Genomic DNA, 10,629 nt, shown 5'->3' with positions numbered 1-10,629 from the left:
GCGGTGCCGTACAGCGCCAGCGTGGCAGCGCAGGTAATGAAAATCGCGGCGTACCTTCTTGTTTTGATGTTCATGGCGTTCACCTCTGAACGAAATACCCTGCGGTATTACTTTCAGCATAGGTCAGCGCCGGGGAGTTGCCAGCCAGTGCGTTCGTGGTTGTAACCCGCCATTCAGCGCACTGATAAACCCTTGTAGGAGCAGAGCTTGCTCGCGAAAGCGGTGCGTCATTCAAAACATATGGGACTGATACACCGCTTTCGCGAGCAAGCTCTGCTCCTACAAGGGGCGGGGTGGTTTACAAATCAGCATCCCATTGCGGGTTTTCGGGGAATCTGAGCACCAGAAAATCCAGCATGCTGCGCAGCGCCGCCGGCATGTGTTTGCGCGAGGCGTACACCGCGTAGATGTTCATCTGGCGTGGTTCGGCGTGGGGCAGTAGTCGCACCAGTTCGCCGCTGTGAACATGCACGCCGGCCTGATACGTCGGCAGCATCGCCACCCCGGCGCCGGCCAGCGTTGCGCGCAATAACGTGCTGGCCTCGTTGGCGCTGATATTGCCCTGCACCGGCACCGAAACCGGTTCGCCATCCTCGTCGAAATGCCACAGGCTCTTGCCGAAATACGAGTGCGTCAGGCAGTTGTGGCGGCTCAGGTCTTCCACCCGTAAAGGCATCGGCTGTTCTTGCAGATAAGCCGGCGCCGCGCACACCACCGAACGGCACACAGTCAGGCGCCGGGCGATCAGGTTGGGATCGAGATCGTTGCTGGTGCGAATCGCCAGATCGATGCGTTCGTCCACCAGGTTCACCGTGCGATCAAGCATCTGCAAATCGATGCTCACCCCCGGATAGCGTTTGACGTACGCGGCCATCGCATCGGCCAGTTGCGCCTGACCGAACGAGGTGCTGACGCTGATTCGCAGCAAACCGCGCGGCGCGTCATGGGGTTCGCTGACGGCGGCCTGCATGTCGCTCGACAGTTCGATCATCTGCCGACAACGCGGAAGAATTTCACTGCCAGCCGCGGTCAGGCTCAACTTGCGCGTGGTGCGGTGCATCAGGCGCGCGCCGACCCAATCTTCGAGCTCCGCCAGGTAGCGTGAAACCACCGGCCGCGAAAGATCCAGATGATCCGCAGCGGCCGACTGGCTACCGAGATCCACCACCGTGACGAACACCCGCATTGCCTGGAGACGATCCATGATTTGCCCGCTTTCAGAAACAAACTATGTCCCAGCATCGCATTTTTTGTACTGAGTCTGGCAACTAAGCTCTGTTCCATCGCCAAGCAAGGCATTCGAACACCGGAGCAACAGATGATCGGCTTCACCACCCTCAAACGCGTTCTACTCGCCACCGCCTCGCTGGGTTTCGCTGCGCATGCCGCGGCTGCCAATTTGAACCTGGATGTTTACAACCCCGGCGCCAATGCGATTTTTCCGGTGACCTCGGTGCTGGTCAGCGGCGAGAAAGACGCGATCCTCGTTGACGCGCAGTTCGGCAAATCCCAAGCCGAACAAGTGGTAGAAAAGATCCGCGCCAGCGGCAAACAACTGACCACCATCTACATCAGCCACGGCGACCCGGATTACTACTTCGGCCTCGACACCCTGACCAAGGCGTTCCCGAATGCCAAGGTGCTGGCCTCGCAACCGACCGTCGACCACATCAACCAAACCGTCGCCGGCAAACTCGCGTTCTGGGGGCCGAAAATGGGCGCCGATGTGCCAGCGAAAACCATCGTGCCGAGCGTGCTAAAGGGCGATAGCCTGATGCTCGAAGGGCAGAAGTTGCAGGTGGTCGGGCTTGACGGCAAGCAGCCGGATCGCAGTTTCGTGTGGATTCCGTCGCTCAAGGCAGTGGTCGGTGGCGTCGTGGTGGCCGAGAACATTCATGTGTGGATGGCTGATACGCAGACCGCGCAATCTCATGCGGATTGGCTGGAGACGCTGCAGTCGATTGAAACGCTGAAGCCGACAACCGTGGTGCCGGGTCACTATCTGGGGGAAAGCAGCCGCTCGCTGGCCAGCGTGAAATTTACTGCGGACTACATTAAAGCTTTCGATGAAGAAACGGCGAAAGCCAAGGATTCTGCTGCGGTGATCGCCGCGATGAAAAAACGCTACCCGACGCTGGGCGAAGAGAGCTCGCTGGAGCTGAGCGCGAAAGTCGCGAAGGGCGAGATGAAGTGGTAACCCGATCTTCTTAAGTATCGGGAAGTGCTTTTGTGGCGAGGGGATTTATCCCCGATCGGCTGCGCAGCAGTCGCAAATCCTGAGAATGCGGTTTCACAGGAAAAAGCAGGGGAGCGCTTCGCACTCCATCGGGGATAAATCCCCTCGCCACAAACTTTCCTCAGCACAGGGAATATCTTCACTCAATAGATTTGTGCCTCATTTGAAACACTCAAGCCAACTGGAGAACGTCATGAGCAAGATCGCAATCATTGGTGCCACCGGCCGTGCCGGTAGCCAACTGCTGGAAGAAGCCCTGCGTCGCGGTCATAGCGTCACCGCCATCGCCCGCGATACGTCGAAGATCGGCGCGCGCGCCGGTGTCGTCAGCAAGAATGTCGATGTGCTGGATTCGGCGGCGCTGCAAGACGCGGTGGCCGGCAACGATGTGGTGATCACCGCCGCACATTTCGCCACGGTGCCGGCGTCGGCGATTGTCGGGCCGGTGAAGCAGGCGGGGGTGAAGCGGCTGTTGGTGGTGGGCGGTGCCGGTTCGCTGTTGCTGCCGGACGATACACGCGTGATCGACAGCGCGGGTTTCCCGGCCGAGTACAAAACCGAGGCCAGTGCGGGGGCGGCGTTTTTGGATGCGCTGCGTCAGGAGAAGGAACTGGACTGGACTTTCCTCTCCCCGTCGGCGGAGTTTGTGGAAGGTGAGCGCAGTGGCAAATTTCGTGTTGGCCAGGATCACTTGCTGGTGAGCGCCGAGGGCCGTAGCTGGATCACCTTTGCCGACTATGCGATTGCACTGATCGACGAAGTAGAAACACCGAAGCACTCCCGCCAACGCTACACCGTCGGCTACTAATACACCCCCCCTGTAGGAGCTGCCGAAGGCTGCGATCTTTTGATCTTGTTTTTGATTTTAAAAAACCAGGATCAAAAGATCGCAGCCTTCGGTAGCTCCTACAGGGGGATTTGTGTTCAGCGGGTGTGGGCTTGTTCTGTCAGCCAGATCATCAGTTCTTCGAGCGGTGGCGACGGTTCGGTTCCTGGCGGCAACACCACGTAATACGCCAACCCCGTCTTCACCTTCAATTCAAACGGCATCACCAGCCTTCCGGCGCGCAAGTCATCGCCGATCAACGACCAATCCCCAATCGCCACCCCCGTGCCGTGCGACGCCATCGACATCGCCTGATCCAGCGTTTCGAAATGCTGGCCGCTGCTGACGTTGTTCAAATTCAGCTGCGCGGCGTTCAACCAGACCGACCAATCCTGAATATCGTGCGTCGGGTGCAGCAGCAGATGCTGTTGCAAATCCGCCGGAGTATTCAGTGCCGGCGAACCCTTGAGCAACAGCGGCGAACACACCGGCGTCAGTTGCTCATCGAACAGGTGCAGAGCGCCCGGCGAGTTATCCGGTGGCGGCCCGTAGATCACCGCCGCATCAAATTGCTCACGCTGAAAATCCACGCCGTGCTGCAACGACGCGGTGAGTTTCACCGGCACGTCCGGGCGTTCTTTCTGCCATTGCAGCAAACGCGGCAGCAGCCAGCGCATCACGCAACTCGGCGCCTTGAGTTGCAGGGTTTCACGTTGTTGGCCGATCTGCTCGGTCGCTTCGCTGATCAGGCCGAAGACTTTTTCCACGCGCGGTAGCCATTCGCGTCCCTCGGCGGTCAGCGCCAAACCTCGGGCCAGACGGATGAACAGCGGATAACCGAGATGCTCTTCCAGCCCGGCGATCTGCCGGCTCACCGCGCCTTGGGTGATGTGCAACTGCTCGGCGGCGCGGGTGAAATTGCAGCACTGCGCGGTGATCAGAAACGTGTGCAGGGCGGGCAGGGGAGGCATGCGTTTCATGTGGATCCAAGGTATGACGTGAGGACATGGCTAGTATGACTTTTAATCGATTGTTGCGGCTACCTGCCGACCGTTCAATGAAGCCATGAAGGGCTTTTATGTAGGAGTGAGCCTGCTCGCGATAGCGGTAGATCAGTCACTGCGATGTTGGATGTGATGACGCTATCGCGAGCAGGCTCACTCCTACAGAAAAGCCTTGTGTTTTCAGCGAACAAGAAGGGCAATCGACATGGCGACGTGTGGCGAAGTACTGGTCAAGTTACTCGAAGGTTATGGGGTCGAGCAGGTGTTCGGCATTCCCGGGGTGCACACCGTGGAGCTGTATCGCGGGCTGGCGCGTTCGAGCATTCGTCACGTCACGCCTCGGCATGAGCAGGGCGCCGGTTTCATGGCTGACGGCTACGCGCGCACCGCTGGCAAACCGGGTGTGTGCTTTATCATCACCGGCCCGGGTATGACTAACATCACCACCGCCATGGGCCAGGCCTACGCCGATTCGATCCCGATGCTGGTGATTTCCAGCGTGCAATCGCGCAGCCAATTGGGCGGCGGGCGCGGCAAGCTGCATGAGCTGCCGAACCAGAGTGCATTGGTCTCGGGAGTTGCGGCGTTCTCGCACACCTTGATGTCGGCCGCTGAATTGCCGGTGGTGCTGGCGCGTGCGTTTGCCTTGTTCCAGGCCGGTCGTCCACGTCCGGTACACATCGAAATTCCGTTGGACGTGCTGGTCGAAAACGCCGATGACTTGCTCGCCAGTGTGCCGGTCAATATCGACCGTGCCGGGGCTGCGCCAAGCGCAGTCAAGCGCATGAGCGAATTGCTCGCCGGTGCCAAACGTCCGCTGATTCTGGCCGGCGGCGGTGCCATCGACGCCGCGCCGGAACTGACCAAGCTTGCCGAGTTGCTCGACGCTCCAGTGGCGTTGACCATCAACGCCAAAGGCATGCTGCCGGGCAACCATCCGCTGCTGATCGGTTCGACCCAAACGCTGGTCGCCACCCGCGCGCTGGTCGCTGATGCCGATGTGGTTCTAGCCATCGGCACTGAATTGGCCGAGACCGATTACGACGTGACCTTCGCCGGCGGTTTCGAGATTCCCGGCAAACTGCTGCGCATCGATATCGACGCCGACCAGACCGTGCGCAACTACTCGCCGCACCTGGCGCTGGTGGCCGATGCACGCAACGCCGCGCAAGCGTTATTGAACTCGCTGTCGCAGGAAAAACTGGATGAGCGCAGCAGCGATTGGGGGCAGACCCGCGCCGGCAAACTGCGCGCTGAACTGGCCGCGAGCTGGGACGCACCGACCCTCGCGCAAACCCGTTTCCTCGACACCGTGCTCGATGAATTGCCGAACGCTGTGTTCGTCGGCGACTCGACGCAACCGGTGTACACCGGCAACCTCACGTTCAACCCCGATCACCCGCGCCGCTGGTTCAACGCCTCGACCGGTTACGGCACCCTCGGCTACGCCTTGCCGGCCGCGATCGGTGCGTGGCTCGGCGGCCAACTCGACAAAGGTGCGCGCCCTCCCGTGGTGTGCCTGATCGGCGACGGCGGGCTGCAATTCACCCTGCCGGAACTGGCCAGCGCGGTCGAAGCGCGGGTGCCGGTGATCGTCCTGTTGTGGAATAACCAGGGCTACGAAGAGATCAAGAAATACATGGTCAACCGCGCCATCGAACCGGTCGGCGTGGACATCTACACCCCGGATTTTGTCGCGGTCGCCAAAGGCCTCGGCTGCGCGGCTGAAGCCATCAGCAGCATCGAACAACTGCGCAGCGCGTTGCGTTGTGCAAGCGATCGTCAGGGCCCGACCCTGATTGAAATCGACCAGACCCAATGGATGCAGGCGGTGGCGCAATGATCAGTTTCCCAACCACACTCGATGGCCTCTACATCAACGGCCAATGGTCGGCGGGGCGCGAACATCTGCGCGTGATCAACCCGGCCACCGAAGCGCTGCTGACCACGGTCAATGGCGGTGACGAGCACGCGGTCGATCAAGCCGTCGCCGCTGCCAGCGAAGCGTTCAAGAGCTGGTCGCAAACCACTGGCGTCGAGCGCGGCACGATCCTGCGCAACATCGCCAACGGCGTGCGCAGCGGCCGCGAGCATTTGATGAAGTTGCAGTCGAGCAACAACGGCAAACCGCAATTCGAAGCGGCCATCGACGTCGATGACGTGATCGCCACCTTCGAGTATTACGCCGAACTCGCTGAAGGCCTCGACGCGAAACAGGACAGCGACGTGCCGCTGCCGAGCGATGATTTCAGCGCACGCCTGCGCCGCGAACCGTGCGGTGTGGTCGGGCTGATCGTGCCGTGGAATTTTCCGATGGTCACTACCGCGTGGAAGCTTGCGCCGGCGTTGGCGGCGGGTTGCTGCGTGGTGCTCAAGCCGTCGGAAGTGACACCGCTGCCGGAGCTGGAATTGGCGGCGATCATTGCTGAGTCGGGACTGCCGAATGGCGTGTTTAATCTGGTCTGCGGTACCGGTTTGGCGGTCGGTGCGCCGTTGTCGGCCGATCCGCGTATCGCCAAGATTTCCTTTACCGGCAGCAACGCGGTCGGCGTGCAGGTCATGCAGCGCGCGGCGGAAACGGTGAAGGGCGTCAGCCTGGAATTGGGCGGCAAATCTTCGCTGCTGGTGTTGGCGGATGCTGATCTCGATCTGGCGGTTGAGCTGGCCTGTGGCGGCGCGTTTTTCAATGCCGGGCAAATGTGTTCGGCCACCAGTCGGGTGTTGGTGGCTGAGGAACTGGAAGAGGAATTTCTCGCTCGTTTGCAGAAGCGTGCGCAGGCGATTCGTGTGGCGGATCCTTTCGACCCTGAGGTGGAAATGGGCGCGCTGGTCAATCAGGCGCAGTACCAGCGCGTGCTCGGGCACATCGATCGTGGTCTGAGCGCGGGTGCGCGATTGGTCTGCGGCGGCAATCGCCCGGTGGATCTGCCGCGTGGCTATTTCTTGCAACCGACGGTGTTTACCGACGTGCCGCTGGACAGCGCATTGTGGTGTGAAGAGATTTTCGGGCCGGTGCTGTGTGTGCGCAGTTTCAATAGCGAAGCCGAGGCGATTGCGCTGGCCAATGACACGCCGTTTGGTTTGGTCGCGAGTGTGGTGACGGCGGATGCTGTAGCGGCGGATCGTGTGGCCAATGCGTTGCAGGCGGGGATGGTGTGGATCAATGCACCGCAAGTGATCTTCCCGCAGGCGGCGTGGGGCGGGTACAAGCAGAGCAGTATTGGCCGCGAGTTAGGGCCTTGGGGATTGGCGGCGTTTCAAGAGATCAAGCATGTGATTCGTGCGGTTTAAAAGCCAACCCTCACCCCAGCCCTCTCCCGGAGGGAGAGGGGGCCGACCGGGGTGTCTGGTGATGTTCGCCGACCTGAAAAATCGAGTCGATTATGGATTCGTCAAAGCATTTTCAGGTCGGCGTAGTTCCTCAATATCCCCCATTCAGTCCCCTCTCCCTCCGGGAGAGGGCTAGGGTGAGGGGCTTCCAACGATTACACCGAAAGCCGCAACCGCGCCAAATCCCGCAACGGCGGCGCCCCAAACAACCGACTGTACTCGCGGCTAAATTGCGACGGACTCTCATACCCCACCCGATACCCCGCCGCCGAAGCTTCCAGCCCCTCCGCCAACATCAACCGCCGCGCCTCCTGCAAGCGCAGCTGCTTTTGATACTGCAGCGGACTCATCGCCGTCATCGCCTTGAAGCGGTGATGCAAGGTCGACACGCTCAGGTTCACTTCTTTGGCCAGATCATCAATGCGCAGCGGCTGTTCAAAATTACCGTTAAGCCATTTGATCGCCTGGCTGATGCGATGGCTTTGGCTGTTGGCAATCGCGATCTCATACAGCCGATGACCCTGCGGACTGCGCAGCAGGCGATACAAAATCTCCCGGCGAATCAGCGGCGCGAGCATGGCGATGTCTTTCGGTGCGTCGAGCAAACGTGCCAGACGCAGCACCGCGTCGAGCATCGAGCTGTCGATTTTTTCCACGTACAGGCCACGTCCGGTCGGTCGCGTCGGGACGCCCATCGGCCCGGCGTCGGCGATCAGTGCGGTGATTTCCGCCGGATCAATATCAAGGCGCACGGCAAGAATCGGGTCCTCCGGCGACACGTTAACCACGCGCCCGCTCAGCGGCATCGAAACCGACACCACCAGATAATTCAGCGGGTCGTAATTGAAGTACTCGTCGGCCAGCCGCACCTCTTTGCGGCCCTGCGCCATGATGCACAGCGCCGGTTGCGCGAGCACTGGGGCGAAGTCGTGGGATTTGGTGTGGCGTGACATAAACAGCGAACCGATGGCGGTCTCGTAGCTGCCATCGTCCGTGGTGTTGCGGCGGATGATCGCCGCCAGTTCCGCACGCTGTTTTTCCATGTCAGCGCTGGGTTCGGCTTGAAAACGATCGAATGACGTCATGCACGGCATCCTCGGCAAGGGAGGTGGAATGGAGCAGAGCATATGTTTGTGCAAGCGCGAGCGGTAGACACATCCTGCGAAATGCTTGCCTGATTCTGCACCGCGATATTCATCAACCTTGACGCGACGCCGGACTGTAGGAGCTGCCGCAGGCTGCAATCTTTTGATTGTTGTCTTTAAGGTCAAAAGATCGCAGCCTGCGGCAGCTCCTACAGGGGAGCGGGCATCTGCGATGCTTTGGGCAAGTCTCGCAGGATTGTGCAACGCGGCGGCAGGAATCGACTAACGGCACTCAGCGTCTGGCCCTTAACCTTTGATCCTGTCGCAGCCCGTCCCCCGGCTGCCACGCGACTCCCTGGGAGGGTTGAACATGTCCAAGCAGATTCCCGTCAGTCATATGGCCTTCGTCCGGGCGCGCGCCGGGCGTTCGGCGGAACTCGGTGTACGCCTGAGCGCGTTGATCGAACCGTCCCGCGCCGCCCCTGGTTGCCTGAGCTTCGCCTTGCAGCATTCGCAGTGTGATCCCGAGTTGTGGCTGGTCTCCGGGTTCTGGAGTAATCAGCAAATGATGACCGCATATTTCAACAGCCCGTCGATGGGTATCTTCGCCGAGCTGGTGCAGGAACTGGTGGTCAACAGTCTGGATTTCCACACCTTCAAAGACGTCTCGGCGGCACAAGCGCTCGTCCAATCTCCGGCAGCGGTACACAAACTCGTCGGTTGAGGGTTTAATGTCCGGCTTAATTGACTGAGCCAGGACTTGCGACATGGCACGTAAAGAGTTCGAACACTTCGAAGCAGTATCCGCAGTCGTCCCCGTCGAACTGGGTGGCAACAAGGGCTATTACGCGGCAATCGCGGTCAAGGCCCTGGTCGATGGCGGTGCACCACGCTTTCACAAACTGCTGAATGACCAGGTCTTCCCCGGCGCCATCGCCGCCGATGAGGCTGCCATCAATGAGCTGGATAACCTCAAAGGCGTCACCGAAGAAGCCGAGTTGATCTGGTAACGCGTTACCTTTTTGCGCCCGGACGCCACATCTTGAACAGGGCCTCAGGCCCCAACTGGAAGTAATCCGCCGGCCCGCCGCCGCGCAGAATCGGTTCTGCCGCGGCGGTGTCGTAGATGCCGTCCTTCAACAGCCATTTGGCGATATGCACGGCGACCACTTCGCCGAGGATCAGCCAGCTCGGCACCGTTTCGCCATCAGCACGCTGCAACTGAATGATCTGCGTGACCTTGCACTCGAAGGACACCGGGCTTTCGGCCACACGCGGCACCGAAATCACCTTCGACGCAACAGCCGTCAGTCCGGCCAATTCAAACTCGTTGACCTCAGGCGCGACCATCGCGCAGCTCTGGTTCATCTGCTCGGCCAACGGGCGCGTGGCGAGGTTCCAGACGAATTCGCCGGTCTGCTCGATGTTGTTCAGGCTGTCTTTGCGCCCGACGCTGGAGAAGCCAATGATCGGCGGAATGTAGTTGAACGCGTTGAAGAAACTGTACGGCGCCAGATTGAGTTGGCCGTTGGCATCCTGCGAGGAAATCCAGCCGATCGGGCGCGGGCCGACGATGGCGTTGAACGGATCGTGCGGCAGGCCGTGGCCATTGGCGGGTTCGTAGAAATGGATGTCATCGGGCATGGCGGGGGATCCTGAGGCTAGGTTTTGAATGAGCCCATAGTGCAAGGCAGCCCCACATATTTCCAGCCAAACAAAAATCCCATGTAGGAGCTGCCGAAGGCTGCGATCTTTTGATTTTGCTTCTGAAAGTCAAAAGATCGCAGCCTTCGGCAGCTCCTACAGAAAATTTGTCAGCCCCCAGAAATAACTAAGCCCGGCCGAAGCCGGGCTGTGCGCTTTACAGCAGCGATTAACTGATGGAAGCGGATTGGGTGCGGTCATAACCGTCGGCTGCGAAAGTCGCGGAGCCGGTGCGGTCGTAGCCATCTTCAGCGAAAGTCGCGGAGCCGGTGCGGTCATAACCATCTTCAGCGACGGTGGCAGAACCAGTACGGTCGTAACCATCAGCAGCCACAGCAGAACCGGTGCGGTCGTAACCGTCGGCGGCGAAGGTGTTGGCAGCCAGTACGGACAGGGCGAAAGCGAGGATCAGTTTGGTTTTCATGGTCGTGTACTCCGAAGTCG

At 60.2% G+C, this 10,629-nt stretch carries 11 protein-coding genes; 6 read left to right on the top strand and 5 right to left on the bottom strand.

All coding sequences use genetic code 11. The features are described from left to right. Window positions 1-298 precede the first annotated feature (298 nt). Window positions 299-1,204 carry a LysR family transcriptional regulator gene (locus AD669_RS21155; protein ID WP_218187440.1) on the bottom strand — a complete coding sequence of 302 codons (906 nt, stop codon included), beginning with the start codon at window positions 1,202-1,204 and terminating at the stop codon, window positions 299-301. Window positions 1,205-1,318: 114 nt separating this feature from the next. Here AD669_RS21155 and AD669_RS21150 point away from each other — a divergent pair, with 114 nt between their 5' ends. Next, entirely contained in the window at window positions 1,319-2,197 is an 879-nt protein-coding gene (locus tag AD669_RS21150; RefSeq protein WP_053123297.1) for an MBL fold metallo-hydrolase, read from the top strand. A 232-nt stretch (window positions 2,198-2,429) separates the two neighbouring features. Then, on the top strand, window positions 2,430-3,044 hold the full coding sequence (locus AD669_RS21145; protein WP_053123295.1) for an NAD(P)-dependent oxidoreductase: 615 nt from the start codon (window positions 2,430-2,432) through the stop codon (window positions 3,042-3,044). Between the two features lie 116 nt (window positions 3,045-3,160). On the opposite strand, the gene AD669_RS21140 is transcribed toward AD669_RS21145, so the two are convergent. Further along, on the bottom strand, window positions 3,161-4,042 hold the full coding sequence (locus tag AD669_RS21140) for a LysR substrate-binding domain-containing protein (RefSeq protein WP_053123293.1): 882 nt from the start codon (window positions 4,040-4,042) through the stop codon (window positions 3,161-3,163). Between the two features lie 229 nt (window positions 4,043-4,271). Here AD669_RS21140 and AD669_RS21135 point away from each other — a divergent pair, with 229 nt between their 5' ends. Both AD669_RS21135 and AD669_RS21130 read left to right on the top strand, forming a co-directional pair. After that, a complete protein-coding gene (locus AD669_RS21135; protein ID WP_053123291.1) occupies window positions 4,272-5,909 on the top strand; it encodes a 5-guanidino-2-oxopentanoate decarboxylase in 1,638 nt (545 codons plus the stop codon). Beyond that, the gene (locus AD669_RS21130) at window positions 5,909-7,357 is read left to right on the top strand and encodes an aldehyde dehydrogenase family protein (RefSeq protein ID WP_172680152.1); all 1,449 of its coding nucleotides are present in this window, start codon (window positions 5,909-5,911) and stop codon (window positions 7,355-7,357) included. The genes AD669_RS21135 and AD669_RS21130 overlap by 1 nt, the downstream gene beginning before the upstream one ends. A 194-nt stretch (window positions 7,358-7,551) precedes the next feature. Here the strand turns inward: AD669_RS21130 and AD669_RS21125 are convergent, their stop codons facing one another. After that, the gene (locus AD669_RS21125) at window positions 7,552-8,481 is read right to left on the bottom strand and encodes an AraC family transcriptional regulator (RefSeq protein WP_053123287.1); all 930 of its coding nucleotides are present in this window, start codon (window positions 8,479-8,481) and stop codon (window positions 7,552-7,554) included. A 370-nt stretch (window positions 8,482-8,851) separates the two neighbouring features. Between AD669_RS21125 and AD669_RS21120 the strand changes: the two genes are divergently transcribed. Further along, window positions 8,852-9,205, top strand: coding sequence for an antibiotic biosynthesis monooxygenase family protein (locus AD669_RS21120; RefSeq protein WP_053123285.1), 354 nt, complete (start codon window positions 8,852-8,854; stop codon window positions 9,203-9,205). Between the two features lie 43 nt (window positions 9,206-9,248). Further along, window positions 9,249-9,491, top strand: a complete 243-nt coding sequence (locus tag AD669_RS21115) for a hypothetical protein (protein WP_053123283.1) — start codon at window positions 9,249-9,251, stop codon at window positions 9,489-9,491. 4 nt (window positions 9,492-9,495) lie between these two features. Here AD669_RS21115 and AD669_RS21110 read toward each other — a convergent pair whose 3' ends face one another. After that, window positions 9,496-10,125: a flavin reductase family protein gene (locus AD669_RS21110; protein ID WP_053123281.1), complete on the bottom strand. Its 630-nt coding sequence runs from the start codon at window positions 10,123-10,125 to the stop codon at window positions 9,496-9,498. 229 nt (window positions 10,126-10,354) lie between these two features. After that, window positions 10,355-10,609 (bottom strand): hypothetical protein, encoded by a 255-nt coding sequence (locus AD669_RS21105; protein WP_053123279.1) that lies wholly within the window; start codon window positions 10,607-10,609, stop codon window positions 10,355-10,357. Between the last annotated feature and the right edge of the window lie 20 nt (window positions 10,610-10,629).

The sequence above is a fragment of the Pseudomonas sp. P1.31 genome, from assembly GCF_001269815.1.
Classification (GTDB): Bacteria; Pseudomonadota; Gammaproteobacteria; order Pseudomonadales; family Pseudomonadaceae; genus Aquipseudomonas; species Aquipseudomonas rustica.
The sequence above is the reverse complement of the archived record's forward strand: the minus strand, read 5'-3'. Positions and strand labels throughout refer to the sequence as shown.

Bases quoted from the DNA above. Each gene is read 5' to 3' on its own strand.
- AD669_RS21155 (WP_218187440.1), bottom strand. From the start codon at position 1,204: ATGGATCGTCTCCAGGCAATGCGGGTGTTCGTCACGGTGGTGGATCTC.
- AD669_RS21150 (WP_053123297.1), top strand. From the start codon at position 1,319: ATGATCGGCTTCACCACCCTCAAACGCGTTCTACTCGCCACCGCCTCG.
- AD669_RS21145 (WP_053123295.1), top strand. From the start codon at position 2,430: ATGAGCAAGATCGCAATCATTGGTGCCACCGGCCGTGCCGGTAGCCAA.
- AD669_RS21140 (WP_053123293.1), bottom strand. From the start codon at position 4,042: ATGAAACGCATGCCTCCCCTGCCCGCCCTGCACACGTTTCTGATCACC.
- AD669_RS21135 (WP_053123291.1), top strand. From the start codon at position 4,272: ATGGCGACGTGTGGCGAAGTACTGGTCAAGTTACTCGAAGGTTATGGG.
- AD669_RS21125 (WP_053123287.1), bottom strand. From the start codon at position 8,481: ATGACGTCATTCGATCGTTTTCAAGCCGAACCCAGCGCTGACATGGAA.
- AD669_RS21120 (WP_053123285.1), top strand. From the start codon at position 8,852: ATGTCCAAGCAGATTCCCGTCAGTCATATGGCCTTCGTCCGGGCGCGC.
- AD669_RS21115 (WP_053123283.1), top strand. From the start codon at position 9,249: ATGGCACGTAAAGAGTTCGAACACTTCGAAGCAGTATCCGCAGTCGTC.
- AD669_RS21110 (WP_053123281.1), bottom strand. From the start codon at position 10,125: ATGCCCGATGACATCCATTTCTACGAACCCGCCAATGGCCACGGCCTG.
- AD669_RS21105 (WP_053123279.1), bottom strand. From the start codon at position 10,609: ATGAAAACCAAACTGATCCTCGCTTTCGCCCTGTCCGTACTGGCTGCC.